The sequence below is a fragment of the Kurthia gibsonii genome (assembly GCF_006539985.1).
Taxonomy (GTDB): Bacteria; Bacillota; Bacilli; order Bacillales_A; family Planococcaceae; genus Kurthia; species Kurthia gibsonii.
The window spans coordinates 48,354-75,034 of the sequence record NZ_BJOB01000002.1 but is presented as its reverse complement, the minus strand read 5'-3'; the positions used below and the strand labels follow the sequence as shown (position 1 = coordinate 75,034).

The following is a 26,681-nucleotide window of genomic DNA, read 5'->3' as shown; positions in this document are numbered from 1 at the left end:
TAATAAAAGTAAATGAATCTCAATTTAATTTGGAAATATTTGTTTAAAACGTTCTTGCCATGAAAAAAGTTGCGCCGATGCTTCTTTTATTAATCGTTTCTTCGGTATTACGTCTTCTGGTAGACCACATATGGAACAACATAACACAGGCTTCGTTAGGAGTTCCTGTTCAAAATATCGGCTAATTTCTTCTCTTATACAGTCTTTCCCTGTTAAAATTTGTTGCAATTGGTCGACTTCTTTCACTTTTTCAAATTTCATTCGATTTATTTGTTCTATTACCTCTATTTTTGGTAATTTATGCATCCAATAATGTAAAATACGATAACTTGTTTCAGTTATTCTACTTTCTTCTACCATAATAAAAGGATTAACGCCTTGATTCGCTAACCGCTCATATTCATCAATATGAAATTCTTGAGGGTAATCCATTACACTCACTGATTTTGTAATACGATCATCTTCTTCTGTAAATAATAATGTCGCAAAAGACTGTTCACCGTCTCGTCCAGCTCTACCTACTTCTTGTAAATAGTTCCCCATCGAACTTGGTAGATGATCATGAATAATTTGACGAATATTTTCTTTATGAACACCCATACCAAAAGCATTCGTCGCAACAATCCAATCAAGCTCACCTGCGATAAATTGATGTTGTATCAATTGCCGTTCATCTTGTTGTATCCCTGCATGATAGGCTGCTACACGCACGCCAACTTCACGTAAAGCTTCTGCATATTCTTCTGTTTTCTTACGTGATTGTGTATAAATAATGCCAGGTGAAATCGTTTCTTGTAAATGGGCAACTAACCAACCTATTTTCTCATAATGTTTTTGAATAGGTACTACTTGGTAGCAAATATTCGGGCGATCCACAGCTGAAATCCATTCATAAGGGTTTTCCATATGTAAATATTTTCGAATATCTTCTTTCACACGATTCGTTGCAGTAGCTGTTAATGCTAAAACTGGCACACGTGAAAATGTACGAATAGTATCACCAATATTTAAATATTCTGGTCGAAAATCAAATCCCCACTGAGAAATACAGTGTGCTTCGTCTACTGCAATTAATGCAATACGAACACGCGAAAGAGCCCGTTTAAAACTTTTTTGTCCTAACATTTCAGGCGATACAAAAATATAGCGATACGCTTGTAAATTCGCTAACACACGTTCACGTTGTTCGCCTTGTAAAAATGAATTGATGGCAACTACGCGTTTTTCACCAAACCGCTTCATCTGCTCTACTTGATCTTGCATGAGTGATAGTAATGGCGAAACGATAACTACCGTTCCATTTAAAAGATAACCACTCAATTGATAACATAGTGATTTTCCACTCCCTGTTGGAAGAAGTGCAATCACATCCTTTTCTTGTAAAACAGCTTCAATCACTTCTCTTTGACCTGGACGAAATGTATCGTAATGAAAGTATTTTTTTAATGCTTCTTCTAACATTTAAACACCCCCTGCCCATGCTAAAACTAAGCGAATTTGAAAATAACTCGCTTCTGGTATCTTTTCTTTGATTGGTCTAAGTTTTTTACTCCCTACTTCAGATACAACTGCTTCAATTGCTAAACGTATCTCATTTGGTACGAATTGCTCAATCGGAAAAGTTTGCACATTCATTGCAATTTCGGCAATATGATCTTCAATTGTACTCATCTTCAAACGTCTAATCTGTGCAATTTGTTCCATGTTCATTCCCTGCATCAATAAATTAGCTGTTTGCTGTGTAGAAGCTGTTAACACTGTTTGTACACGTACTTGATATAAAAGTGGTTCAAATAAAGCGATGGAATGTTCTTCAATAAAACGAATCATATGATGTAGCGTATGTACATATTGTAATTGTAAATCAAGTTCCGAACTATTTGTTTGTTCTTTTAATTGTTGCCATGTCCAACCAATTTGTTGAAACCCACTCAAGCGATACATGAAGATATTTTTTTCTTGTTCAGTCACAGGAAGTTCTTCTAGCAATTGATGGAAAGCTTCAATAAAAGCATGTTGTTGCTTTTCTTCTTGATAATGTAGCCACGTCAAATACTGACGAACAAACTGTTGCACACGTTCATCTCGCACAATCGGTAAAAAGCGCGATTCTTGCATACGTAGATTAGAAATCGTTTGCACAACTAATTGGAATCGGTCAAAAAAAACATGTTCACCACCGCGTAAATGCCAACCATCTAAACCATCAAATGTGAGGTGAGGTGCAACTAGAACGTGTATATGTTCATCTTCTGAAATCGTAATTTTGTTTTTTTGTTCTAGATGTTGAATTTGTGTATAAAATTTCTCTTTTGTTAAACGAGGGAATAAATTAAAGTATGGCTGTAATTGAAATAACCCTACGTCTTGAATAGTTTGACCTGACTTTTTTCCTTTTAGTAAATGATATGCAGAAAACACTGTTCGCTGTCCATCATACTTTTGAAGTATATGTAATAATAATTGTTCAAAAAACAAGCCAAATTCCTCCTCGTTTCATTGATTATGGTTGAAATGAAATGCAAAGCACTTTAGAATAAGAATGAAGCTATTGGGAACGACACAAAAGGAGAGGTAAAATATATGGCTAAGTTTACAATTGTAGACCAAGATACTTGTATCGCTTGTGGCGCTTGTGGCGCTGCTGCACCTGATATTTATGACTATGATGATGAAGGCATTGCCTTCGTTATTTTAGATAATAACACAGGGACAACTGAAGTACCAGAAGACTTAATGGAGGACATGGAGGACGCATTTGAAGGTTGTCCAACTGACTCAATTAAGGTTGCCGATGAAACTTTCGACGGCGATGCATTAAAATACGAATAATACGATAAGAGACTGAGCCTTTGCTTTAGTCTCTTTTCTTTTGTTATTAAATGTTTCAATTTTCTCTCAATTTAGTTTATACTTACTTTAAATGGGTATCGTGTTATATACATAATGCTATGATTATAAGGAGGTTTAAAATGAAATATTTTATTAACTATTCCATTCAACTCGTGTTATTTATTATTTTAGGTGCTGCATACGCTCAATTCATGACACACTTTACGCCTCTTTATTTTTTCTCTGAGAATGTTCGACATGTATTATTACTCATAGTAGCGAGTATTTTAAGCCTTGTCTCTGTTCATCTTATTAAAAATGTATTTGGCTTTGTTGCAAAATAATAGTTGCATTCGCGCTATGAGTACGTTAAAATTTTAGTATCAGGTACTAATAGTAACTATATGTAGGGGGCTATTATGGAAAATTTATTAAACTTTAAAGATAAAAATATCGTCGTAATGGGTGTTGCCAACGACCGTAGTATTGCATGGGGTATTGCAAAATCATTATTCTCAATTGGTGCACACGTTACATTTACATACCGTAAAGATCGTTCACTAGCAAAATTACAAAAGCTATTAGCAGATGTTGATGCATCTACTTATGATGTCATTCAATGTGATGTTAACAGTGATGAGAGTATCCAACAAGCATTTGATGAAATCGGTAAAAAACGCGGTATTATTCATGGTATCGTACACTCTGTTGCTTCATCTTTAACAGAGGATTTAAAAAACCGCTTTCTTGAAACATCTCGTGATGGTTATGCTTTCGCACAAGATACAAGTGCTTATTCATTAATCGCTGTTGCAAAAGCTGCACATCCTTATATGACAGAGAATGGTTCAATTGTAACTATGAGTTACTTAGGCGCTGACCGTGTATTAGAAGGCTACAATGTAATGGGTATCGCAAAAGCAGCTCTTGAAGCATCTGTACGTTATCTAGCAGCAGATATCGGTCAAGATAACATTCGTGTAAATGCCATTTCAGCAGGACCAATCAAAACAATTTCAGCGAAAGCTGTTCCATCATTTAATCAAATTTTAAATAAAATTGAAGAAGCTGCACCAATGCGTCGCAACATTACACAAGAAGAAGTAGCGAATATGACAATTGTGATGTTAAGTCAACTTTCAAGCGGTGTAACAGGCGAAGTTATTTATGTAGATTCTGGCTATAATATTCTAGGTATTTAATAAGCGAAGAAGTGGGGATCCTATTCCTACTTCTTTTTTATGCTTCATAAAAAAGAGAGTCGTACTATTCACGTACGATTCTCGCTTTATTTTATAAATCTGCATGAACAAATCGTTCAATAATCTCTCGAATTGTTCCTTTCATTGTATGGTGTAAATTTGTTCCCGCCCATAAAGACATATTCTCGGAATTATTTGCAAAGGCTGCTCTTGCACGAACCCCTTTTGTTAAATCATTTTGATATGGAAATGGAGCAACAGGCATCATTTCCATCTTTTCAATAAAACTATTCATAATACCTCGAGCTGGTTTTCCAGAAAACATTTTTGTGAGAACGGTTTCATCTGTTTCCGCACATAAAATACGTTCTTTATGTGCAGAAGGTGCACCACTTTCGTCACTTACTAATAAAGTAGTTCCCAATGTAATTGCTTCTGCTCCCTGGTTTAGATACCAATCCATTTGTTTTTTAGTTGCAATCCCTCCTGCAACAATCAACGGGATATTCGTTATATCTTTTGCCTGTGTAAATAAATCTTTTAACGGTATATACTGAAATGGCTCAATAAACGAACCACGATGCCCTCCTGCTTCCATTCCTTGCAAGAATATACCGTCTACATCCAATTGATTCGCTACATGAACTTCTTCAAGTGAAGTAGCTGTAATGAAAATGAGAATACCTTTTTCTCTTAAAAGACGAATTTGTAAAGGCGTAGGTGCACCAAATGTAAACGAACAAGCGGCAACACCTTCTTCCAAAACAACAGCTAATTGCTCATCATATTGAGATTTGGACAATTTCACCTCATCCCTTTTAATTTGATTGTCAATTTTCGCATCAATCAATGCTTGTTTTGCAATGGTAATCTCGTGTTGTACAACTGGCGGTACTTCATGTGCAAAAAGATTGATTAAAAATGGTTTAGATGAATATTTTTTTACTTGGCGAATAAAATCCCGTGTTGAATCTGCAGACATATACCCTGCACCAATCGAGCCTAAAATTCCTGCCTCTAGACTTGCGATGACCATTTCAGGTGTTGTCACACCAGCCATTGGTGCTTGTATAATTGGGTAGTTCATTGAAAGTTTTTTGTGTAAATGCATGTTACACGCCCCCTACAATAACTTTTTTGGTTGTCTCCAAAACATAGCGATTACTAAACTAATTAACAGCACAGCCAGCGAAAAAACATAAGGTGAATATGCTTGGTAATCAAATAATGCTCCTGCGATAATCGGTCCAACAATATTCCCTACACTTGTAAATGACGAATTTAACCCACTAATGTATCCCTGTTGTTGACCAGCAACTTTAGATAAATATGTTGTTAAAGCTGGACGAATTAAATCGAAAGTCAAAAAGACCATTAATGTCACAAGTAAGATTGATATAAATGATGATACATTCATCATGAAAACCATCATTATTGCAGCGACAAAAATACAGACACGAATTAAATTAATTTCTCCTAATTTCCGTGTTAAACCATCGAATAAAAAGACTTGAAATACCGTACCAAGTACGCCACTCAAAATCAATAAGATTGCAATATCTTTTGCTGTAAATTGGAATTGACGGTCTAAAAATAATCCATAGATAGTTTCGTATGCCGAAAGTCCAAAAGAAGAAATAAAAATAATTAAAAAAGGTATAAAGAAAATTGGTTGTAGTAAAATTTTCAAACTTGTTGCTTCTGTTTTTATCGGTTTTTCAGATTGCACTTGTTCTCGTTCTGGTTCTTTTAAAAACAGAATCGAAAAAACAGTACCAATAAAACCTAAAAGAGCTGCTGTGAAGAATGGTACGCGAATATTAATTTCCGCTAAAAAACCGCCAATTCCTGGCCCTAAGATAAATCCTGTATTAATTGCGGCTGATACATAGCCCATCGCTCTTGGACGCTGTTTAATATCTGTAACATCAGCTACATATGCTGTAATGGCTGGCATGACAAAAGCAGCACTTATTCCACCAATAAAACGTGATAAATAAAGCAACTCAACAACATGACCTACTGCAAATAGTAACTCAGACAATCCGAAGATGAACATCCCGATAACAATCATGCGTTTACGCCCAAAACGATCTACCCATTTTCCAGCAATAGGTGAAATGAGTAATTGCGTCAATGAAAAAGCGGCAACAAGATAGCCCATCGTTTTTCCATCCAACCCCATCTCACGCATAATCGTCGGCATAACCGGAACAATTAATCCAATTCCTAAAAAAACAACCAATAAGTTTGATAATACAAACCAAATCTTTGGATTTAGTTTATTATTCAAACAGGAAAAGCTCCCTTCTGTGTATTTTATTGTAACCATTTTACACAATTATGAAAATACCTTATTCTATGTACATAATTGCCTATACTAGTGTACCATGAAAAATTTATCAAAAACTATTCTTGCTAAGGCAATTCTAGATTTTGATAAATCGTTTATATGAAGCGTCCATATCCTACTATATATTGATTCCACCAACCTAACGACTCAACATTGTAGATTCGCTTGGAGTCTTTCTATTTCACGTTCTAGTTGTATAATTTTCTTATCGATTATTATCTTTTTCTGTATTAATTCTTGTGAAGTCATTTTCGCATGTACTGATATTATTGGTGTAAAAGAGGCGCTCGCTAAAAGAATACAATAGCGAGTACTATTGATTTCTTCATTCTATTTAAATCTTTCACAAATACACGTCCTTTTCCCCATATAATGACTTCTATCATATCATTGATACAAGTTTTTTATACTATTTTTTACTCATTTACTCATATTATACTTTTCTAAAAATATATGTTTATATAAAGTGACCTAATTATTTGGTAAACTATTATTAATTGAGGATTAAAAGGAGTTATTTTATGAAATATGCTTTATTAGGGGATCTACATTCCCATAAAGAGGATACACAATCCGTTTTAGAACATATTGATGCAACAGCTTCTTCTGCTATTCGTATCGGTTTGGGTGATTTATTTGAATGTACGATTAGCAAAAAGAAAGCACATAAAAAACAGTCGCTTCCTTTACATGTGGCTGCTAAATTACCATATGATTTCATTCAACTACTTGATTTCCCTTCTATTATCGGAAACCAAGAATTGCGCATCATGCAAGTAACTGGGCAAACACTTTTTGGATCTTTACCTGAAACAATGGAGATTGAAGGCGCTCAATTAATTCACGGACATCAATTTGAATGGTTAGACGATGTTACACCTGTCATTAAAAAAAATAGTGAACCACTTACTTTTTTCGGGCATAGCCATCATTCTGCACTTTTTCATAAGGGAATCACACAACCTTTCAAATGGAATGAACCTATTCATTTAACAAAAAAGCGCTATGCCATCAATGTCGGTTCTGTCATTTTTCATCGCGAATGGTGTTTATATGATGCGGATCAAAGAACGATTACATTTATGAAAGTTTAGGGGGGAAAATAGATGGAATGGCAACAACTGGAGTATTTTCAAATGCTCGCAAAAATTCAGCATATGACAAAAGCAGCAGAACAATTATCCATTTCGCAACCTGCTCTTAGTCGCTCTATTGCCAGATTAGAAGACGAGCTTGGCGTCCCGTTATTCGAACGTCAAGGACGCTCAATTCGCCTCAATCGCTACGGTGAACTATTTGTAAAACGTGTACATAATATTATGCGAGAATATCAGGATGGTTTGCAAGAGATTCAACAAATTGTCGATCCAAATCATGGTGAAGTATCACTAGGTTTCTTACATACCCTCGGAACGAATGTTGTGCCCGATTTAATCCGACATTTCCGTAAAAAAAATGAACAAATTCACTTTTCTTTAAAACAAAATCATACACATTTACAATTACTCGAATTGAAGTCTGGTGATTTAGATCTTTGTTTACTTGCAGAAATGGAGGTAGAAAAGCCGATTGAATGGCGTGAGTTATGGCGCGAGAAATTGGTCGCAATTGTACCAAGCAGCCATGCACTAGCAAATAAAGATTCGATTACTTTAACAGAGCTCGGACAAGAATCTTTTATCTTATTAAAAAAGGGCTATGCACTTCGTATTCAAATGGATGAGCTATTTCAAGAGAAAAATATTGAGCCACGTATTACGTTTGAAGGTGACGAAGTCGCAACCGTTGCTGGCTTTGTAGCCGCTGGTCTCGGTGTATCAATTCTGCCTGAAGGTGATGAAATTAATCAAAAACGTATTACCAAAATCCCACTAACAGATGTCAATGCTGAACGTATTATTGGTATGGCTTGGTCTGAAGGGCGTTATTTATCACCTGCTGCTCAAAAATTCCAACAGTTTATCTTTGACTACTTTAAATCACCTTCCCAATAATCGTAAGAAGAGGCTGGGCAAATATTTCACTTTCCTTTTTTAGCGTTCGCAATAAAAAACTGGAACCGCACCACAGCGCGATTCCAGTTTTTCTTATGCTTATGTAGGATGATGTTTTTTTACACGTATATCCCACCCTATTTTCATATGTTATACTTCTATACTTTTAGTTATGTATGTTTCAAATTACGTAAAGCCCAATTCATTCGAATGAACTAAGCTCCTCTATTTAATACTAAATACTTCCCTAAATACTTTAACGAAACATCGGCTGTGAAAAATACCGCGCCTAATGTAAAGCCTGCTGTCCAAATTTCTGGTTGCATCGCCGTTTCGACTTCATCATTCATCCAACTATAAATAAAAATCGGTACAGCTACTGTTGAACCTAGTAAAGAATGGAATAAAAAAGACACACCTGAAATATTTCGTTTGGATGAAGCAAAAAAGTCCGATACATAGGATATGATTAATCCATATGTAAAAATTAAAGGAAATGAATACATACTAATGTTTAATGCCGAAGTCAAAAAATCATCTTGCTGATTACTATATAGCATCGGTAATATAAAAAACGCAGCAAGAGATGTAATGAAAGCACTGAGTAGTTTCCTTTCGGTCACAAAGCTTCCCCTCTCTATTTTATCAGTCATTTTTTCTCATATTGAAGCAAATTTCTTATTTTTTAATTTGTTCAATCGTCTTTGTCTTATTATACATATTTCTAATCTTTTTGCAAATTCTCTGACATTTATTGTAAGTTGTTACTTTAAAATGATGTTTTTTTGTTATATACGTCACATACTTTACGTTGATGTTACAAAAAAGTATTGACCTTTTTTCATTTTTTTATTATATTTTGGTTAACTACTTTTAAAATAAGTTTACACAAAGGGGATTTTTATGAGAAATGAACAATTGAAGATGTGGATTCTTTCCGCATTATTCGCAGCAATTATCGGGATTTTTGCACAGGTTACGATTCCACTACCACTCATTCCAATTACAGGACAAACATTTGCAATTGGTTTAGCTGTTACAATTCTAGGACTTCGTTATGGCTCGCTATCTGTGTTTATTTACATATTACTAGGCGCAATTGGAATCCCAGTCTTCAGTGGTATGTCAGGTGGTCTAGGCGTTGTTGCAGGACCAACTGGTGGCTATATTATCGGCTTCCTACCAGCAGCTGTAGCAATCGGTTTATATCTTGAAAAATTCGGTTTTACAAAGATACAAGCGATCATTGCTAATATTATCGGAATGATTGTAACACTTGCTTTCGGTACAATCTGGCTAAAATTCAGTGCTGATTTATCTTGGACTGGTGCATTTATGGGCGGTGTCTATCCATTCTTACTTGTTGGTGTAATTAAAGCTGTTTTATCTGCGCTAGCAGGCGTTGCCGTACGCAATCGCTTATTACATGCACAATTACTACGTGTACAACATTAAAACTCATACAAAAAGCTTTGGCATTTTCTTAAATGCCAAAGCTTTTTTAGTTATGCTTGGAAACTTCTGCGTTCTTTCGTCATCCACTTACCCATTACATTAAATAATAGTAGGAAGACAATTGTTACAAGAATACCTTTAATAATATTGAATGGTAGCACACCCGCTACGATTGTAGCACGTAATGCAGCCCCTGTTTCAACAGGCATGTTTAAGAAGTAATTATACATTGGCATAAAGACGAAGTAATTTAATACACTCATACCTACTGCCATAGAGATTGTACCTACAACAAGACCAATTCCCAATCCTTTTTTTGTACTTAATTTTTTATAAACAAAGTACGTTGGAAGGATAAATAATAAGCCTGTTACAAAGTTTGCCATATGCCCTACTGGTACCCCCGTTGGACTACCTGTGTATACCCAGTCAATGACATTCTTTAGTAGCTCGACTAAAATCCCTGCAAGTGGTCCCATAATAATCATTGCGACTAACGCTGGGATATCACCGAAATCTACCTCTAAAAAATTCGGGAATGGCGGAATTGGAAAATTAATTAAATGTAGTAAAAATGCAATACTACTTAGCATCCCAATTGCAATCATGCGACGTAACTTCTTGTTCTTCATATTCTGTTTTCTCCTTTTGTTGCGGATCACTTCAAAAAGAGGTAAGGCTGCGCGTGTGCTTATTTAAAATAGAACTCCCACGTAGAAGTACTTCTACGCGGGAGAATTAGGTAACATTAAATAAACGTTGTTCACTCATTTTTATGAACACAACGCTGTACCTTCACCTTCTCCCATCCAGACTATACTGTCGGCTTTGGAGTTGCACCAAATCAACCTGTTAAGGTTCGCGGGCTGAGAAGTGTTAAACACTTCATTACCGCCGGTCGGGAATTACACCCTGCCCCGAAGATGAACCGTATTTATTTTTTCCACACATTCATCATACAAAAAAAGTCTTGAATTGTAAAGAGAATTTTCTCTCGAATTCAAGACTTTTTCTTTATTCATTAAATTTCATCTGGTAGTGGTAGGAAGAATGTAAAGGTTGTACCTACATCTACTTCGCTTTCTACCGTAATACGGCCTCGATGTGCATTAATAATATTACTTGCAATGGCTAGACCTAAACCTGTGCCACCCTTACCTCTTGTTCGTGCTTTATCTGCTTTATAAAAGCGTTCGAAGACATATGCAAGGTCTTCTTTCGGAATACCAGCACCATCGTCTTGAATACGAATGCGCACTTGTCCTGCATATTGGTCTGCTAGCACCTTTACATGCCCACCACTTGCTGTATGACGAATTGCGTTATCCACTAAATTCGTTACAACTTGTTCGATGCGGTCTTCATCAATCTGAACGCGCGCATCATCTGAGAACTCTGTTTCATAACTTACTTCGATTCCTTTTTCTTTCCCACGCTGTACGAACTTCTGTGTCATACGTTCAAATACTTGATTAATACTTAAATCATCGAGATATAAACGCATCTTCCCAGATTCCATACGCGCTAAATCGAGTAAGTCGGTTACTAATCGGCTCATGCGCTGTGATTCATCATAAATAATACGCATCATTTCATTGCGTTCTTCCTCCGAAGACACAACTCCGTCTAAGATGGCTTCACTATATCCTTGAAGCATCGAAATAGGTGTACGTAACTCATGTGATACATTTGCAATGAAATCTGAACGCAATTTATCAAGGCGATGTTCTTCTGTCTTATCTCGCAAAACGGCTACTGCACCACGTACTGATTCAGCACTATATAAAGGGCTAATTGAAATGACATAATATGCACCATCAATTTCTAATTCTTCCTCTAGTTCTTCTTCTAAATCAAGTACATGTTCTAGCATATGGTAGATAGCTATTGGCAATGGTTTTGACTGATCTTCTTTCGATAAGAACCATTTTTGTAATAATAATTCGGCTGGTGGATTACTTAACAAAATTGTACGATCACGATTAAACGTAATTACCGCATCTGTCATAGACGTTAAAATACTCGATAACTGTTCTTTCTCTTGATTAATGACTTCCACATGGTGCTTTAACTGTCTACCCATTTGATTGAAGGCTGTTGCAAGCTGTCCAATCTCATCACGACTCAATACAGGTACTTTTGAATCGAACTTGCCTTTTGCGACTTCAAATGCAGCTTCACGCATTTTACGAAGCGGTGAAGTAATACGACTTGATAAGAAGAACGCAAAGAATGTCGTTAACACTAAAGCAATTGCAGCAGATAAGAAGACGATTTTTGTTGTCTCTTTTGTCGTACGATGAACAGCATCTGGGCTTTGATAGATGAAAACTGCACCATGCACTTTTTGGTCTACATTAATCGGCGACGCGAGCACAATATAATTCTCCATATGTTCTTTATCTGTTGTAGATGGTAATAACATCTCTTTTACAATCGGTTCATCTGATTCATAGACCTTGTCAAAAGCATGGTTTTGAATGATTTTTTCACGAATTTCTTTTTGATTTAACCCTTCTTGAAGTGAATATTGAATCTTCCCTTGCTTAGAAGAAATTAAAGCATTCGTTTCTTCTCCTAAAATATCGTTAATAATGGATTCTGTAGCAGCAAGCGAATCATGTTCATTCACAATTCGCGCGATGGTTGTAGCTTCTTGGCGTAATGTTTTTTCTGCTTGTTGTGTATTAAAATTCGATAAAAATTCGAGCATGAGTACTGTGAAAATAAACAGTACAAATGAAACGAGAAGCAATATGGTTACCCATAGCTTCCCGACAACACTATTCCATATTCTAGTCATTTACGACCTCGAATTTATAACCTACGCCCCAAACCGTTACAATCATCTTCGCCGCATCTTCTGACACGCGATTTAACTTTTCACGTAAACGCTTTACATGCGTATCTACTGTACGTAAATCACCGAAGAAGTCATAATGCCATACTTCTTTTAATAGCTGCTCACGGTCAAATACTTTATCTGGTGACTTCGCTAAGAAATAAAGTAATTCGTATTCTTTCGGCGTTAAGTTCACTTCTTCCCCATCTGCTGAAACGCGGTGCGCATCATGGTCAATTGTTAGATGCGGGAAGACCACTAAATCTTTTGAAGCCGATGTAGATGAAATAGGTGAGTAAGCAGCTGAGCGGCGTAAAATCGCTTTAATACGCAATACAACTTCACGCGGACTAAATGGTTTTACAATATAGTCATCTGCACCCATTTCAAACCCTTGTACACGATTCGCTTCTTCGCCTTTTGCTGTTAATAAAACAATTGGTGTTGTCTTTTTCTCACGAATATTTTCTGCCGCTTGTAGGCCGTCCATCTCTGGCATCATGATATCTAAAATGATACAATGGTAGTCATTTTCTAAAGCTTTCTCTACGGCTTCTACACCATTCTCTGCTTCTTCTACTAAGTATCCTTCACGTTCTAAGTACATTCGAATGAGACGACGAATACGATCTTCATCATCTACAACTAAAATTGAAATTTGTTCATTCACAAATAATTCCTCCCCGGACTCTTATAATCTTATTGTACAACCCCGCCATATAAATGAAAAGGAAACCACATCTAGTGTACACAGGATTGACACGATTTTGACGCTTTTATCCACCGTTTGTTCAAATTAAACAGGAAAACGGAATAAACCATCCTTTTTTTACCATACATATTCTATTTTAAATGACTCTTTCTGATTATGCCATAGTTACTTTTCGAGTAAAAAAGAGTAGTTTCTCTCCTCTCGAAGCGAATACTACTCTCTTTTATTTTTACTATTCTGCGTATGAATGCAAGCCTGCGATAATTAAATTCACTGCGACAAAGTTAAACATAATAATTGCAAAACCAATCACAGCTAACCAAGCCGATTTTTTCCCTTCCCATCCTTTTGATAGACGAAGGTGTAAGAAAGCTGCATAGAACAACCATGTAATGAGCGCCCAAACTTCTTTTGGATCCCACGCCCAGAAACGCGTCCATGCTTCTTGCGCCCAAATCATCGCAAAGACAAGTGCACCTAGCGTGAAAACAGGGAATCCGATTAATACAGCTCGGTATCCGATTTCATCCATCAATGTAATGTTCGTCTGTTTTACAAGTGGTTGTACGACTTGCGCCAAAGGTTTTCGGCAGAATAAACGCAATAATCCATATAAAATCGTACCGACGATAAATGACCAAACGACGGTTGTTAACTTTTTCGCATTAATGCTAGCTGGCATATCCATAAGTGGTTGCATGCGCTCAGGCGTTAATGCCCTACTTTCATGCATACCGAATAGCGGTGGCGTGTTATACGCAATTTCCACTTGTTGTTGTTCTGTATCAATATAACTAAATTCCGCATCATAGTGCATACTACTAAAAATTGCAGTTACAACAACAAAACCAATCACGACTACTAGACTATACATCACAACTTCTAACCAGAAGCGCTCCTTACTCGGCTTTTTAAATGATACTGTTTTAAGTAAGTAAACGAGACCTGCTACAGCACTCATCGCTAAGATGGCTTCGCCAATTACCGTCGTAATAACATGGATAGTTAACCAATATGATTTTAGTGCTGGAATCAATGGTGTCACGTCACTTGGGAACATACTTGCAAATGCGATGAGTAGCACTGCAATTGAAAGAGCTACGATACCAAGTGTAGCTAAACGGTACATCCAATACATAATTAAAAACGCACCAACAATAAACATACCAAAGGCTGTAGCGAATTCGAACATATTACTAACAGGCGCATGTTCTGCATAAATCCAACGTGTAATAAAATACAAGACATTGCTTATAAACCCAATGATCGTCACAACCATCGCAGCATTACCCCAATGTTTATTTGAGGTAGAAACATCGCGTTGTTTATGGCGAATCGCACCACCAAATAACAAAATAGCAAGTAAATAAGCGATGAAAGCGATTAATAGTAATGTCCCACTAAGATCTAATAGATTCATTGTTTCTCTCTCTCCTCTAGCTGATCATGATAGTCTGTTAAATGCGCAGATGTGCATACTTCACTTACGTCTTTTTTCATGCTAAACCAATTTTTATTCGTATGCGCTGCAAGTAACACACGACCATCTTCTGTTCGTTGCAACCAGATACGACGATGACTCCAATAAGAACCCATTGTTACACCAATCATAAAAATAATACCTCCGACTAACAAAATCGGTAATGTTTTATCTTTTCGAACAGTTAGATTCGAAGCGTCTCGCGTTTCAACAGATTGGAACTTCATTTTATATGTTGTTTCTCCAAATGGCTCTAATGTTTGGCGAATTGCTACAAAACTTGTTTCACCCTTTGGCTGTTCAGGTGTTATCATCTTAAAAATAAAAGCTGGATTGTTTGGAATAGATGAAGCTGTTTGAGGTTCACCATCTTTAAATTCAGTAAAATCTGGATAGTATTTTTGTAGTGCTACTTTTGTTTGTTTGTTAATTACATATTCTTTTTTCGGGTTACGTAAGTCAATCGTAATTTGCCCTAAAGATTTTTTGCTTGTTTTATTAACTAAATCAAACGTCATCGTCTTCAATTCATCTTGCTTGAAATCTGTTTGATATAGAGCAAAACCATCGTATTTTAATGGTTTATTCACTTGAATACTATATTGACCGATTTTTTGTAAATCAGCTGTATCACCTGCTAAAGGTGTGCCATCTTCTTTATACAAGGTCACATCTGTCTGATAGTTTTTAGCGCGTGTATTAATCGCTTGTTCTACTCGCTCAGAATCTTGTCCTTTTAAATCTTTTTCATCATATGTTTCTAAAATAAATTGATTATTTTTTATGTAATAACCTTCTACACCTGGAATGGCAGTTGTTTCACCTTCACGCACCCAGAGGCTTTCATCTACATAAAAACCAGGCATTAAGCGCAACATGACACCTGATATGAAAATAATTAACCCAACATGATTGATATACGGTCCAAAACGAGAAAAACGTCCTTTTTCAGCCAGTAATGCACCTTGTTCTCTTTTGACATGATAGCGCATTGATTTTAGCGTTTGCTCTGCTAATTCAAATGTTTCAGCAGCCTGTTTTTCATCTTCTACTGTTTCAGATACAAGACGCTGACGCTTCATAAACGACGCATGGCGACGCACACGTTGGTGTTTTAGAGCTTTATAAAGTGGAATACCACGATCAAGACTAGCGATAATAATCGAGACAGCTAACATCCCAACAATTGTTTGGAACCACCAAGAAGCATAAATATTTGAAAATCCTAGTACATAATAAGCTTTACCGAAAAAGCCATACTTTTCTTCATAAACATCGATTGTTTCCATACCTGGTGGGACGGATACAAACATAATCTGTGGTAAAAATGTACCAATAGCAGCGAGGACGAGCGTAATAACGATGAGCGATACGCCTACTTTGACGCTTGAAAAGAAATTCCATATTCGGTCTATAAAAGATGTTTTATACGTTTTAGAACGAATGGCTGTTCCATCATAACGCATATCAACGACCTTTTTTTCTTCATCTTCTTTTGTTAGCGGTCTGCCACACTGCGCACAGAGTTGTGTCCCTTCTGGATTTTCGTAACTACACGCACATACAATTTTTTTCATATTTAGAAAACTCCCTTATTTAAGGTTGAATGCTCTCCATATACTGTTTAAATTCTTTTTCTGTAATTCCATATGTTAGAATGCGCTTAATTTTCCCCTTAGAATCAATTAAAAATGTAGCAGGTAATTGGTCTACATTGTACGCACGCATAACGGATTTTGTCTGATCAATCGTCATTGGAAAATCCAGTCCATAAGAAGACACAAAATCACGTACTTCAAAATCAGATTGCGCAATATTAATACTAATTACTTGTACACCCTTATCTTCAAATGCTTTATATGCTTCATTTAAAGCAGGCATTTCTTTTTTACAAGGCGGACACCACGTTCCCCAAAAATTCAGAAGAACGCCACGACCTTTATAATCAGACAGTTGATGTTTTTTCCCGTTTAAATCTGTTAATACAAAGTTTGGTGCTTGGTCGCCTTCTTTGACGACTTTTTTTGAACCACCCGTAGCGGTGACATACACTGTATAACTAATTGCTGCTACGAGGACGGCTAAAATAATGGAACGAATGAATAATCTTTTTCTCTTTCGTTGCATTTATTCCATTACCTCCTTATAGACGAATTGACGATTACCCGATTTTACCTGTTTCAGCTAACACGCGAAGTTGCTTTACTTCATGTGCTGTTAATTCACGTGATTCCCCTGCATTTAGACCAATTGGTGTTAAGAAAGCAAATTCTTCACGCTTTAATTTACTTACAGGGTGCCCTACTGCTTCAAACATACGACGAACTTGACGATTACGTCCTTCGTGAATTGTAATTGCGACAATTGATTTGTCTAATTTTACATCAGAAGAAATAATACGCACACGAGCTGGCGCTGTTTTGCCATCTTCTAACATGACACCTTTTTCAAGTTGACGAATTTCTTCACGACGTAAAACACCTTTAATTTTCGCTACATACGTTTTATCAATGTTATAACGAGGGTGCGTTAATTTATTCGCAAAATCTCCATCATTCGTTAATAACAGAACACCTGATGTATCATAGTCTAGACGACCAACTGGGAAAATACGTTCTTCTACTTCTGGGAATAAATCGACAACTGTTTTACGTCCACGGTCATCTGATACAGCTGAGATGACACCACGTGGTTTATATAGTAAATAGTATACTTTTTTCTCTGATTCGATTTTTACGTTTTCAACTTCTACTTGATCTGAGCTTGTCACTTTTGTACCTAGTTCACGTACAACGACGCCGTTCACTTTTACTTTACCTTCTAAAATTAGTTGTTCTGCTTTTCTTCTTGATGCAACACCTGCGTGTGCAATTACTTTTTGTAGTCTTTCCATTCTATTCACCTCATAGGAATTCATCCTGATTTTGTTTTGTTATTATGATTGATTTGCTTCTTCTAAAAAAGCTTCTTGGAATTTTGACATGAATAAATCTTGTCCGTCTTCCGGTAATTGATCTTGTTCTTCTAAAGGAGGTAGTTCCTCTATATTTTTTAGACCAAAGTAATTTAGGAATTCTTTTGTCGTACCATATAAAATAGCGCGACCTGTCCCTTCGACACGTCCTACCTCTTGAATAAGTCCTTTTTGATTAAGCGTGTGCAGTGCGCGTTCACACTTTACACCACGCAACTCTTCTACTTCAACACGAGGGATGGGCTGCTTATAAGCGACAATCGCTAACACTTCGAGCGCTGCTTGCGATAGTGATTGTGCTGGTGGATTTTCAACCAACTTTTCAATCACTTCAACATTTTCAAGCTTTGATACGAGTTGATATGTACCTGCAATCTCTTTTAATGTAATCCCTCTTGAAGCATCTAATTCATATTGATTCATCATAGAGTGAAGTGCTTCTGTTAATTCTTGTTCTGTCGACTCTGTTAATTGGCTTAGTTGTGAAATAGTTAAGCCATCTTCACCAATGACAAAGAGAAGACTTTCAATTTTACTCATCAATGGATTCGAATGTTGCATCATCGACATCTCCTTCTTTTAAAATAACAAATAGTTGTTCAAAATTTTGTTGTTGTTCCACCATGACCATTTGACGCTTCATTAATTCAAGTAGTGATAAAAACGTTAAAACAAGCGTCGGTTTATCATCTGATTCAAATAAATCATAAAAATCAAGCGGTTGTTTTGCTTGTTTTAGTCGTTCCACAATCGACTGCATTTGTTGTCGAATCGATACGCCTTGTTTAGCTACTCGTGTACTTAGTGGTGCTTTTAAACGTTTTCGACGTAACATTTTTTGAAAAGCCGCGACTAAATCATAAACGTTCACACTTGTATCAAATAATTGCATCTGTTCATCTTGCATATAGTCGGATAAGTCACTTGGCGGACGTGTATAAGTTTGAACACGTTCTTCTTCTTTTTCTTTTAATTTTAAAGCAGCTTCTTTGTATTTGCGATACTCAATCAGTTTTGCCACTAATTCGTCGCGAGGGTCGGTAAAATCATCGTCAATATCAATTTCATCGAACTCACCTTCATGAACAGGTAAGAGCATTTTACTTTTAATTTCGAGTAGAGTTGCTGCCATCACTAAATATTCACTTGCTTCATTTAATTCAAGTACTTGCATTGCACGAATATGTTCCATATACTGAGCTGTAATCTCACGCATTGGAATATCATATATATCAATTTCCAAACGATGAATTAAGTGTAATAATAAATCGAGAGGTCCTTCAAAGGCCTCTACTTTCACTTCATAAGACATATGATAACCACCTAACATTCATATCAAATTTAGTATAGAGGAAAGGTGAATAAAATGCACCCGATGAACCATCCTGCATTCGTCCAATTTCTCACATATTTCAACGGGAATCAAGATTTTTTTGAATGCCATGAAGTATTAGAAGATTATTGGAAGGAGATTGCAGAAAGAGAGCGTAAACATCCACTTGTAGGTTATATTCAACTTGCGACGGGTTTATATCATTGGCGCCGAGGAAATAGCCGCGGTGCGAAAACGTTATTGGTACGAAGTCACGCGTTATTGCATGCAGCACGAACTACGCCTTTCGCTGAAAAAATCGACTATGATGACTTGCTACATCAAATTAAAAAGACCAGAATTGCTATTACTGAAGGCGCTCGTTTTGAAACTTTTTCAATTGGTGTAACAGATCATCTATTAAAAGAAATGGTTCAAAATGAAATAGAACAGCTTCCTGTAATTGATCCAGACTATTTACTGAATAAACACCGCTTACGTGACCGAACAGAAGTCATTGAAGCGCGCGAGTTGGCACTCGCTACAAAACAACGCTAAACATGAAAAGAAGCAGACATTATATGTGAATGTCTGCTTCTTCTTTTGTATGAAGACATTTTTCGATAAATGGCTTAGTCAATTGACAAGCACTTACACGACAAGTAGGATTTTGCTCTGCTAACTCTTGTACCATCGTTGTCCCAATTCCTTCTCCTCTATGAGAAGGGTCAACTGAGATATGACGGACAATCAATTCTGTATCGAATCGTTCCACACCGATTAAACCAATGTAGTCGGCATCTAGCTTATACAAATATAATTCCCAATCTTGTTCGGTATCATACTTTTGAATCGTTTGTTGCAATACTTTTAAATCTTTTTCATCTGGCATAAAAGAAAGTAGCCCCATTGCGATTTTTTCGTATGTTTTTTTATATCGATTTAACATAGATTATAATCCCTCTTTTTTTAAACCTAAACTATATACTTGGCTATACTACACGAAATTTTACTATCCCGCAACTTTTTTGCCATTTTTAGGATAAAATAGAATTATTCACCTAGCGTGAATGGTAAATCTAATTTCACTAAATCTTCCATTGTTTCTCTTTTTACAACTAATTGATGTTGGCCATCTTCAACGAAAACAACTGCTGGACGCGGCATACGATTATAATTACTTGCCATCGCATAACCATAAGCACCTGTACAGAATGTCGCAAGTAAATCATGTGCTTCTGCTTTTGGTAATGTTAAATCTTCGATAATTTTATCGCCTGATTCACATAGCTTTCCTGCAATTGTATAAACCATATCTGCTTTTTCATTCATCTTATTTGCAAGTACACCTTCATATTTTGCATCATATAATGCTGGACGAATGTTATCACTCATGCCACCATCGATTGCGATATAGTTGCGTACATCTGGTACTACTTTACTTGAACCAATTGTGTAAAGTGTCGTTCCAGCATCCCCTACTAATGAACGACCTGGTTCGATCCAAATTTCAGGTAAAGCGACTTCGTGTGCCGCTGCTTCTTTTTTCACAGCTTGTATCATATCATCTACATAAACAGCTGGCTCAAGAGGTGCATCTTCTTCTGTGTAACGAATACCGAATCCACCACCAAGATTTAATACTGTCGCTTTGAATCCTGTTGTTTTTTCCCACTCAGCCATTTTCGCTACTACTTTTTGTGCAGCTAAGCTAAATGCTTCTGTTTCAAAGATTTGCGAGCCAATATGACAGTGCATGCCTTTTAATTGAAGGAAGTCATGTTGATAAAGCTGTTGAAAAGCTTCATCTGCTTGACCATTGCTTAAGTCAAACCCGAATTTCGAATCAGCTTGACCTGTTGTAATAAAATCATGTGTATGTGCTTCAACACCTGGTGTTACACGAATTAATACATCCATCTTCTGTTGCTTTACTGTTGCTAATTCTTTTAATTTTTCAATTTCATAGAAGTTATCAATGACGATACAACCGATTTTTGAATCGAATGCTTGATGTAATTCCTCTAGTGATTTGTTATTGCCATGGAAATGGATTTTAGCACTTGGGAATCCAGCTTTTAAAGCTGTATATAGTTCTCCACCTGACACGACATCCACCGATAACCCTTCCTGTGCAGCCACTTGATAAATCGCTACTGATGAGAAAGCTTTTGAAGCATAGGCTACCTGTGCTTTCACACCTGCTTTTTCAAATGTATCCACAAAACCACGCGCACGTTCTCTAAATAGCGCTAGATCATATACAAATTGTGGTGTTCCGTATGTAGCGGCTAGTTCTGTTGTATCGACTCCCCCAATTGTTAAATGCCCTTTTTCATTTACTGCTTGTGTGCCATATAAATGCATGTCAAATCCCCCTGAATCCGCCATTGTGTGAATGGTCGGAATTTTCTTTATTAAAAAACTTTATCATAGGATGGGGAATTGTGCCAATCATTGTTTTTCTATGAAAACGTTTTTATTTTTAAAATTCTTCTTAAAAGACAAAAAAACATCTTGAGATTTTTAAAACCTCAAGATGTTTTCAATCATTGACTTAAATCTTTACTTTTTAAAACACTTTTTGCATCAATTGCATCGACTGGCTGTTCACTATACGTAATCGACTGTTGCGCACGCACTGCAAATGCTTCATCAATTGGTTTACTTGCATACAGTTCCATCACGACATCATCTGGCTTTACAGCGTCACCTTTTACTTTGTGTAATTCTACACCTGCAAAGTAATCGAGCTCATCTGCTTTTGTATGACGACCTGCACCTAAATCTAATGAAATTTGTCCAATTGTTTGTGCATCAATTTTTTCAATATAACCATGCGCTTCTTTCGGCGCTTTTACAGCTACACGATATGCTGGTTCAAAGTTCAAATCAATTTCTTCATTTGAATCGTTTAAACGTTGCGCTCTCACCATCTCTTCAAACTTCTTCACTGGTTCACCTGAATGTAACACATCAAGTACAGCTTGCTTCGCTTCTTCGTGTGTTTTCTTCGTTGCGATTTCATACATATAAGCAGATACTTCAATACTTGTATTTAAAAGATTTGGATCTGCTTCATCTGGATTTTTTAATAAATCATATGCTTCTTTTACTTCGTTTTTATTCCCAATTGCACGACCTAATGGATTATCCATTGAAGATAATACTGTCACGATTGATTTATCCGAGCCTTCTGCAATTTGAATCATCATTTTAGCTAACTCAGTTGCAACTTCTTTCGTTTTACAAAATGCACCTGAACCATACTTCACATCAAGTACCATACCATCAGCACCACTTGCTAACTTTTTACTCATAATAGAACTTGCAATCAGTGGCAGTGAATCGACTGTACCTGTCACATCACGTAGTGCATAGAGCTTTTTGTCTGCTGGTACTAAGTTTTGTGTTTGTCCTGCTAACGCAAAACCAATCTCATTCACTTGATTTAAGAATTGTTCTTCTGTTAAATCAATACTTACACCATCAATCGCTTCTAATTTATCAAGTGTGCCACCTGTAATACCGAGACCACGACCTGATAACTTCGCTACTTTTACACCTAATGCGGCAACAATCGGCGCAACAATTAATGTCACCTTATCGCCAACGCCGCCTGTTGAATGTTTATCGACTTTATAACCATTAATAGCAGATAGATCAATAATGTCACCTGAATGTAGCATCGCATTCGTTAATGCTAGTGTTTCCTCAAAATCTAATCCATTGATACGAATTGCCATCAATAAAGCAGATGCTTGATAATCTTCAATTGTATCATTGACATAACCATCAATAAAAAATTGAATATCTTCTTTTGTTAAAGGTTGATTATTTTTCTTTTTTTCAATGACATCTAAAATATGCATATACGTCTGTCCTTCCTTATTTCAATTGGGATAAGAAACTTTCACCGTACTCGGGTAACTTCACATCAAAATTATCTGCAACTGTCGCACCAAGACTTGCAAAAGTTTGCATGTGGTCAAGCGCTTTCCCTTCTTTAAAACGTGGTGAGTACGCAATTAAAGGCACATATTCACGCGTATGGTCTGTTCCTTCAAATGTTGGGTCATTCCCGTGGTCTGCTGTAATTAGTAGTAAATCATCTTCATGCATATTTTCAAATACTTCTGGTAAACGCGCATCAAACGCTTCTAGTGCTTCACCATAACCTTGTGGATCACGACGGTGACCAAAGTTTGCATCAAAATCTACTAAGTTGACGAATGATAGTCCGTGGAAATCACGTTTCATGACATTGACTAATTGATCCATTCCATCCATATTACTTTTCGTACGAATCGCTTCTGTTACACCTTCACCATTATAAATATCTGAGATTTTACCGATTGCGATGACATCAAGCCCTGCATCTTTCATCTCATTCATTACCGTACGACCGAATGGTGTTAGGGCATAGTCGTGACGATTCGCAGTACGTGTAAAGTTTCCTGGCTCGCCTACGAATGGACGCGCAATGACACGACCGACTAAGTACTCAGGGCGTTTTGTAATCTCACGTGCAATTTCACAAATTTTATATAGTTCTTCTAGTGGCACAATATCTTCATGCGCTGCAATTTGTAATACTGGATCTGCTGATGTATATACAATCAGAGCGCCCGTCTCCATATGTTCTTTTCCAAAATCCTCAATAACTGCTGTACCACTATATGGTTGGTTACACAATACTTTGCGACCTGTTTTTTCTTCTAACTCATCTAATAATTCTTGTGGGAAGCCTTCTGGATAAACTTTAAAAGGTTTGTCAATATTCAAACCCATAATCTCCCAGTGCCCTGTCATTGTATCTTTCCCGACAGAGGCTTCTTGCATAAGACCATAGTAGGCCTTTGGTTTTTCAACTTCTTGAATGCCTTTAAGTGGCTCTAATTCTATCATGCGACGAATATTTGAATAGCCTAAGCTCTCCATATGTGGCATATTCAGCCCGTTCATTTCCTCTGCAATATGTCCAAGTGTATCTGCACCTACATCGTTAAAAGCAGCTGCATCTGGTGCCTCACCAATACCTACTGAGTCCATCACAATTAAATGTATACGTTTAAATGGTTTCATTTTTAGTTCCTCCTACAATCGATTTCATTACTGATTCCCGAAAAAAGTCAGTTGTTGATTGTTCTTCTTTATTTTAACAAATTTTTTAGAAAAATAAACGTCAGACATCTGACATTTTAAAATTTATGCACGCGGATGGTATTGTTTATAGACATCAGATAGACGTGTTTTACTGACATGCGTATAAATTTGTGTTGTTGAAATATCTGCATGGCCTAATAATTCCTGTACAGCACGCAAATCTGCTCCATTCTCAATTAGATGAGTCGCAAATGAATGTCGTAAAATATGCGGTGTTAATTCATGCTGAATATGTGCTTTTTGTGCATAGCCCTTTAACAATTTCCATACGCCCTGCCTTGTTAATCTGTTCCCTCTCTGATTCAAAAATAACGCTTCGCTTCGTCCTTTTGTACTTTCTAATTCACGTCTAGCTTGATTGATGTAAACCGTACACGTTTCAATCGCTGCTCGTCCAAGTGGAATAATACGCTCCTTTCCTCCCTTACCAAATACACGAATGAACCCCATAGAAAGATGGACATCTTCCACATTTAACTCAATACATTCACTTATGCGCATACCTGTAGCATATAAAAGTTCTAACATTGCTCGGTCTCTTTTACCAGCTGGCTTTTGTGTATTCGGCGCTTCCATCAACCTGTCGACTTCTTCAATTGATAGAATCTGCGGCAACTTCTGTTCTAGTTTCGGCATCTCTAAATGAACCGTCGGATCTTGTTGACAACGTTTTTCACGCAATAAAAACTGATGGAATGAACGAATAGATGAAATATGTCGTGAAATCGTACGTGCTGTTTTCCCGTCTTCTTGCAGTGCTTTTAAATGTTGTAAAATATGATAACGCTCGATTTCATTAAAAGTTGCTAATTGTTGCTGTTCAAAAATCGAATGGACATATGCGCGAATATCTTTGTCATACGATGTTAATGTATTCTGCGCAAGCTGTCTCTCTACACGTAAAAAATGTATGTATTCTTCTACTGCATCTCGTACTTCTGGATTCATCGTTTTCTCTCCTTCTCTATTCAAGATAGAAAAAAGGCTGTCCACATCAGTTTAAGCGCACAGTTTAGAATCAAGTAATTGATTTAAGCTGCTTTTTAAACTTTAGGACAACCCTTCTAGTTTTGGTCATTTGGTGATTGATCTTTTTTACTTGAACAACGCCAGCAAATCCCGTGGAATGTTAAACGGTGGTCTTTCACTTGGAAATTCCAACGCTTTTCAACAATTGCTTCCACATCTTCTAATAAATCTTCTTGGATTTCATCAACTGCACCACATTCGATACATACAAGATGGTGGTGGAAATGTGCAGCGCCTTCTTGGCGTAAATCGTAGCGTGATACACCATCACCAAAATTGATTTTATCGACAATTTTTAATTCTGTTAACAACTCAAGTGTACGATACACTGTTGCTAAACCAATCTCTGGCGCTTTTTCTTTTACTAATAAATAGACATCTTCAGCACTCAGATGATCTTCTTCGTTCTCTAGTAGTACGCGCACTGTCGCCTCACGTTGTGGCGTCAGTTTATAGCTCGCACCATGCAATTGCTTCTTTATTCGATCTATACGGCTTTCCATAGTGACGCCCTCCTAAACTATTCACATTATACCAAAACCTATGTTTGATTGACAACAAATAGTGGAATTTAAATGGAATGACTATCTTTTTATAATAATTATTATTAAATAACAAGTCAATTGAGAATATTGTTCACAGCAACTATGATAAACATATTTTCTCAAAAAGAAAACCTTTTTTACTTCATCTATACAAATTTATTTGTTTACCGACATATTTTGACGCATCCACATCACAGCAATGACTGTTTTCGCATCATAAATTCGACCATCTTGCATCATTTCTTCTGCTTCTTCTAAAGAGATCTCCATTAATTCGACAAATTCATCTTCATCTGGACTTGCCGGTTGCTCGATTTTATATAAGTCTTTTGCAATATAGAGGTGAATGATTTCATCTGCAAAGCCTGGTGATGTTGCAATTGTTTGTAGATACGCAAAGTCATGCGCGCCATACCCTGTTTCTTCTTCTAATTCTCGAACTGCTGTTACTGCGGGTTTTTCACCTGGCTCTAATTTACCCGCTGGAATTTCAACGATACTACGCTCTAAAGGCTTGCGATATTGTTCAACAACAATTAGACGACCATCTGCTGTAATTGGAATAATACCTACTGCTCCAGGATGTTTCACTAATTCTCTTGTTCCTGTTTTTCCATTTGGCAGACGTACTTGATCTTTTTTTACATCAATAATGCGTCCTTCATAAATTGTTTCAGATGAAATCGTTACTTCTTCAAATTTTTTGTTCATCTTATTCACTCCATGCTTTTAAGATTGATTATTTTTCCACTTACATTGTACCATTAAGTATGAGGAGGCGTTAT

28 protein-coding genes and 1 riboswitch are annotated in these 26,681 nt (G+C 36.6%); of the genes, 7 read left to right on the top strand and 21 right to left on the bottom strand.

The window, feature by feature from the left end; genetic code table 11:
- Positions 1–24: 24 nt before the first annotated feature.
- Both KGI01_RS01050 and KGI01_RS01045 read right to left on the bottom strand, forming a co-directional pair.
- Positions 25–1,461, bottom strand: a complete 1,437-nt coding sequence (locus tag KGI01_RS01050) for a RecQ family ATP-dependent DNA helicase (RefSeq protein ID WP_141272553.1) — start codon at positions 1,459–1,461, stop codon at positions 25–27.
- Positions 1,462–2,478, bottom strand: a complete 1,017-nt coding sequence (locus KGI01_RS01045; protein WP_141272551.1) for a YpbB family protein — start codon at positions 2,476–2,478, stop codon at positions 1,462–1,464. It lies immediately after the preceding gene.
- A gap of 105 nt (positions 2,479–2,583) precedes the next feature.
- Between KGI01_RS01045 and KGI01_RS01040 the strand changes: the two genes are divergently transcribed.
- From KGI01_RS01040 to KGI01_RS01030, 3 genes are all read left to right on the top strand, one after another.
- On the top strand, positions 2,584–2,832 hold the full coding sequence (locus tag KGI01_RS01040) for a ferredoxin (protein WP_068454470.1): 249 nt from the start codon (positions 2,584–2,586) through the stop codon (positions 2,830–2,832).
- A gap of 140 nt (positions 2,833–2,972) precedes the next feature.
- Entirely contained in the window at positions 2,973–3,176 is a 204-nt protein-coding gene (locus KGI01_RS01035; protein ID WP_141272549.1) for a hypothetical protein, read from the top strand.
- A 75-nt stretch (positions 3,177–3,251) separates the two neighbouring features.
- Positions 3,252–4,034 carry an enoyl-ACP reductase FabI gene (locus tag KGI01_RS01030; protein ID WP_141272547.1) on the top strand — a complete coding sequence of 261 codons (783 nt, stop codon included), beginning with the start codon at positions 3,252–3,254 and terminating at the stop codon, positions 4,032–4,034.
- A 91-nt stretch (positions 4,035–4,125) separates the two neighbouring features.
- On the opposite strand, the gene KGI01_RS01025 is transcribed toward KGI01_RS01030, so the two are convergent.
- Together KGI01_RS01025 and KGI01_RS01020 are read right to left on the bottom strand one after the other, a co-directional pair.
- Positions 4,126–5,145, bottom strand: a complete 1,020-nt coding sequence (locus KGI01_RS01025; RefSeq protein ID WP_141272545.1) for an NAD(P)H-dependent flavin oxidoreductase — start codon at positions 5,143–5,145, stop codon at positions 4,126–4,128.
- Positions 5,146–5,157: 12 nt separating this feature from the next.
- Positions 5,158–6,327: an MFS transporter gene (locus KGI01_RS01020; RefSeq protein ID WP_255314694.1), complete on the bottom strand. Its 1,170-nt coding sequence runs from the start codon at positions 6,325–6,327 to the stop codon at positions 5,158–5,160.
- Positions 6,328–6,908: 581 nt separating this feature from the next.
- Between KGI01_RS01020 and KGI01_RS01015 the strand changes: the two genes are divergently transcribed.
- Both KGI01_RS01015 and KGI01_RS01010 read left to right on the top strand, forming a co-directional pair.
- Positions 6,909–7,481 carry a metallophosphoesterase family protein gene (locus KGI01_RS01015; RefSeq protein ID WP_141272541.1) on the top strand — a complete coding sequence of 191 codons (573 nt, stop codon included), beginning with the start codon at positions 6,909–6,911 and terminating at the stop codon, positions 7,479–7,481.
- 12 nt (positions 7,482–7,493) lie between these two features.
- Positions 7,494–8,381: a LysR family transcriptional regulator gene (locus KGI01_RS01010; protein WP_141272539.1), complete on the top strand. Its 888-nt coding sequence runs from the start codon at positions 7,494–7,496 to the stop codon at positions 8,379–8,381.
- Between the two features lie 215 nt (positions 8,382–8,596).
- Here KGI01_RS01010 and KGI01_RS01005 read toward each other — a convergent pair whose 3' ends face one another.
- Positions 8,597–9,004 carry a hypothetical protein gene (locus KGI01_RS01005; RefSeq protein ID WP_068454491.1) on the bottom strand — a complete coding sequence of 136 codons (408 nt, stop codon included), beginning with the start codon at positions 9,002–9,004 and terminating at the stop codon, positions 8,597–8,599.
- Between the two features lie 280 nt (positions 9,005–9,284).
- On the opposite strand from KGI01_RS01005, the gene KGI01_RS01000 reads away from it, so the two are divergent.
- Positions 9,285–9,836 (top strand): biotin transporter BioY, encoded by a 552-nt coding sequence (locus KGI01_RS01000; protein ID WP_141272537.1) that lies wholly within the window; start codon positions 9,285–9,287, stop codon positions 9,834–9,836.
- A gap of 50 nt (positions 9,837–9,886) precedes the next feature.
- On the opposite strand, the gene KGI01_RS00995 is transcribed toward KGI01_RS01000, so the two are convergent.
- The 9 genes from KGI01_RS00995 to KGI01_RS00955 form a co-directional block, all read right to left on the bottom strand.
- Complete coding sequence (locus tag KGI01_RS00995; RefSeq protein ID WP_141272535.1) at positions 9,887–10,468, bottom strand: ECF transporter S component; 582 nt, start codon at positions 10,466–10,468, stop codon at positions 9,887–9,889.
- A gap of 161 nt (positions 10,469–10,629) precedes the next feature.
- A riboswitch (FMN riboswitch) is annotated at positions 10,630–10,765 on the bottom strand.
- Positions 10,766–10,857: 92 nt separating this feature from the next.
- A complete protein-coding gene (locus KGI01_RS00990; protein ID WP_068454500.1) occupies positions 10,858–12,639 on the bottom strand; it encodes an ATP-binding protein in 1,782 nt (593 codons plus the stop codon).
- The gene (locus KGI01_RS00985; protein ID WP_141272533.1) at positions 12,632–13,348 is read right to left on the bottom strand and encodes a response regulator transcription factor; all 717 of its coding nucleotides are present in this window, start codon (positions 13,346–13,348) and stop codon (positions 12,632–12,634) included. Before KGI01_RS00985 ends, KGI01_RS00990 begins: the two co-directional genes overlap by 8 nt.
- 274 nt (positions 13,349–13,622) lie before the next feature.
- Positions 13,623–14,810 carry a c-type cytochrome biogenesis protein CcsB gene (gene ccsB / locus KGI01_RS00980; RefSeq protein WP_141272531.1) on the bottom strand — a complete coding sequence of 396 codons (1,188 nt, stop codon included), beginning with the start codon at positions 14,808–14,810 and terminating at the stop codon, positions 13,623–13,625.
- On the bottom strand, positions 14,807–16,447 hold the full coding sequence (gene resB / locus KGI01_RS00975) for a cytochrome c biogenesis protein ResB (RefSeq protein WP_141272529.1): 1,641 nt from the start codon (positions 16,445–16,447) through the stop codon (positions 14,807–14,809). Before resB ends, ccsB begins: the two co-directional genes overlap by 4 nt.
- A gap of 19 nt (positions 16,448–16,466) precedes the next feature.
- Complete coding sequence (gene resA / locus KGI01_RS00970) at positions 16,467–16,997, bottom strand: thiol-disulfide oxidoreductase ResA (protein WP_141272527.1); 531 nt, start codon at positions 16,995–16,997, stop codon at positions 16,467–16,469.
- A gap of 34 nt (positions 16,998–17,031) precedes the next feature.
- Positions 17,032–17,763, bottom strand: a complete 732-nt coding sequence (locus KGI01_RS00965) for a pseudouridine synthase (RefSeq protein WP_141272525.1) — start codon at positions 17,761–17,763, stop codon at positions 17,032–17,034.
- Positions 17,764–17,805: 42 nt separating this feature from the next.
- Complete coding sequence (scpB, locus tag KGI01_RS00960; RefSeq protein WP_141272645.1) at positions 17,806–18,405, bottom strand: SMC-Scp complex subunit ScpB; 600 nt, start codon at positions 18,403–18,405, stop codon at positions 17,806–17,808.
- Positions 18,377–19,156, bottom strand: coding sequence for a segregation/condensation protein A (locus KGI01_RS00955; RefSeq protein WP_141272523.1), 780 nt, complete (start codon positions 19,154–19,156; stop codon positions 18,377–18,379). The genes scpB and KGI01_RS00955 overlap by 29 nt, the downstream gene beginning before the upstream one ends.
- Positions 19,157–19,210: 54 nt before the next feature.
- Here KGI01_RS00955 and KGI01_RS00950 point away from each other — a divergent pair, with 54 nt between their 5' ends.
- Complete coding sequence (locus KGI01_RS00950) at positions 19,211–19,714, top strand: DUF309 domain-containing protein (RefSeq protein WP_255314693.1); 504 nt, start codon at positions 19,211–19,213, stop codon at positions 19,712–19,714.
- A gap of 19 nt (positions 19,715–19,733) precedes the next feature.
- Here the strand turns inward: KGI01_RS00950 and KGI01_RS00945 are convergent, their stop codons facing one another.
- The 7 genes from KGI01_RS00945 to KGI01_RS00915 form a co-directional block, all read right to left on the bottom strand.
- Positions 19,734–20,105, bottom strand: a complete 372-nt coding sequence (locus KGI01_RS00945; RefSeq protein ID WP_141272521.1) for a GNAT family N-acetyltransferase — start codon at positions 20,103–20,105, stop codon at positions 19,734–19,736.
- Between the two features lie 104 nt (positions 20,106–20,209).
- A complete protein-coding gene (gene lysA / locus KGI01_RS00940; protein ID WP_141272519.1) occupies positions 20,210–21,523 on the bottom strand; it encodes a diaminopimelate decarboxylase in 1,314 nt (437 codons plus the stop codon).
- Positions 21,524–21,705: 182 nt separating this feature from the next.
- Entirely contained in the window at positions 21,706–23,028 is a 1,323-nt protein-coding gene (locus KGI01_RS00935; RefSeq protein ID WP_141272517.1) for a thymidine phosphorylase, read from the bottom strand.
- Between the two features lie 16 nt (positions 23,029–23,044).
- A complete protein-coding gene (deoB, locus tag KGI01_RS00930) occupies positions 23,045–24,241 on the bottom strand; it encodes a phosphopentomutase (RefSeq protein ID WP_141272515.1) in 1,197 nt (398 codons plus the stop codon).
- Positions 24,242–24,364: 123 nt separating this feature from the next.
- The gene (gene xerD, locus KGI01_RS00925) at positions 24,365–25,270 is read right to left on the bottom strand and encodes a site-specific tyrosine recombinase XerD (RefSeq protein ID WP_141272513.1); all 906 of its coding nucleotides are present in this window, start codon (positions 25,268–25,270) and stop codon (positions 24,365–24,367) included.
- Between the two features lie 116 nt (positions 25,271–25,386).
- Positions 25,387–25,854, bottom strand: coding sequence for a ferric iron uptake transcriptional regulator (gene fur, locus KGI01_RS00920; protein ID WP_068454541.1), 468 nt, complete (start codon positions 25,852–25,854; stop codon positions 25,387–25,389).
- 198 nt (positions 25,855–26,052) lie between these two features.
- The gene (locus KGI01_RS00915; protein WP_141272511.1) at positions 26,053–26,607 is read right to left on the bottom strand and encodes an NUDIX domain-containing protein; all 555 of its coding nucleotides are present in this window, start codon (positions 26,605–26,607) and stop codon (positions 26,053–26,055) included.
- Between the last annotated feature and the right edge of the window lie 74 nt (positions 26,608–26,681).

Excerpts from the sequence above, each read along its gene's own strand:
- KGI01_RS01050 (WP_141272553.1), bottom strand. The coding sequence starts at position 1,461 with ATGTTAGAAGAAGCATTAAAAAAATACTTTCATTACGATACATTTCGT.
- KGI01_RS01040 (WP_068454470.1), top strand. The coding sequence starts at position 2,584 with ATGGCTAAGTTTACAATTGTAGACCAAGATACTTGTATCGCTTGTGGC.
- KGI01_RS01035 (WP_141272549.1), top strand. The coding sequence starts at position 2,973 with ATGAAATATTTTATTAACTATTCCATTCAACTCGTGTTATTTATTATT.
- KGI01_RS01030 (WP_141272547.1), top strand. The coding sequence starts at position 3,252 with ATGGAAAATTTATTAAACTTTAAAGATAAAAATATCGTCGTAATGGGT.
- KGI01_RS01025 (WP_141272545.1), bottom strand. The coding sequence starts at position 5,145 with ATGCATTTACACAAAAAACTTTCAATGAACTACCCAATTATACAAGCA.
- KGI01_RS01015 (WP_141272541.1), top strand. The coding sequence starts at position 6,909 with ATGAAATATGCTTTATTAGGGGATCTACATTCCCATAAAGAGGATACA.
- KGI01_RS01010 (WP_141272539.1), top strand. The coding sequence starts at position 7,494 with ATGGAATGGCAACAACTGGAGTATTTTCAAATGCTCGCAAAAATTCAG.
- KGI01_RS01000 (WP_141272537.1), top strand. The coding sequence starts at position 9,285 with ATGAGAAATGAACAATTGAAGATGTGGATTCTTTCCGCATTATTCGCA.
- KGI01_RS00995 (WP_141272535.1), bottom strand. The coding sequence starts at position 10,468 with ATGAAGAACAAGAAGTTACGTCGCATGATTGCAATTGGGATGCTAAGT.
- KGI01_RS00990 (WP_068454500.1), bottom strand. The coding sequence starts at position 12,639 with ATGACTAGAATATGGAATAGTGTTGTCGGGAAGCTATGGGTAACCATA.
- ccsB (WP_141272531.1), bottom strand. The coding sequence starts at position 14,810 with ATGAATCTATTAGATCTTAGTGGGACATTACTATTAATCGCTTTCATC.
- resB (WP_141272529.1), bottom strand. The coding sequence starts at position 16,447 with ATGAAAAAAATTGTATGTGCGTGTAGTTACGAAAATCCAGAAGGGACA.
- resA (WP_141272527.1), bottom strand. The coding sequence starts at position 16,997 with ATGCAACGAAAGAGAAAAAGATTATTCATTCGTTCCATTATTTTAGCC.
- KGI01_RS00965 (WP_141272525.1), bottom strand. The coding sequence starts at position 17,763 with ATGGAAAGACTACAAAAAGTAATTGCACACGCAGGTGTTGCATCAAGA.
- scpB (WP_141272645.1), bottom strand. The coding sequence starts at position 18,405 with ATGCAACATTCGAATCCATTGATGAGTAAAATTGAAAGTCTTCTCTTT.
- KGI01_RS00955 (WP_141272523.1), bottom strand. The coding sequence starts at position 19,156 with ATGTCTTATGAAGTGAAAGTAGAGGCCTTTGAAGGACCTCTCGATTTA.
- KGI01_RS00950 (WP_255314693.1), top strand. The coding sequence starts at position 19,211 with ATGCACCCGATGAACCATCCTGCATTCGTCCAATTTCTCACATATTTC.
- KGI01_RS00945 (WP_141272521.1), bottom strand. The coding sequence starts at position 20,105 with ATGTTAAATCGATATAAAAAAACATACGAAAAAATCGCAATGGGGCTA.
- lysA (WP_141272519.1), bottom strand. The coding sequence starts at position 21,523 with ATGCATTTATATGGCACACAAGCAGTAAATGAAAAAGGGCATTTAACA.
- KGI01_RS00935 (WP_141272517.1), bottom strand. The coding sequence starts at position 23,028 with ATGCATATTTTAGATGTCATTGAAAAAAAGAAAAATAATCAACCTTTA.
- deoB (WP_141272515.1), bottom strand. The coding sequence starts at position 24,241 with ATGAAACCATTTAAACGTATACATTTAATTGTGATGGACTCAGTAGGT.
- xerD (WP_141272513.1), bottom strand. The coding sequence starts at position 25,270 with ATGAATCCAGAAGTACGAGATGCAGTAGAAGAATACATACATTTTTTA.
- fur (WP_068454541.1), bottom strand. The coding sequence starts at position 25,854 with ATGGAAAGCCGTATAGATCGAATAAAGAAGCAATTGCATGGTGCGAGC.
- KGI01_RS00915 (WP_141272511.1), bottom strand. The coding sequence starts at position 26,607 with ATGAACAAAAAATTTGAAGAAGTAACGATTTCATCTGAAACAATTTAT.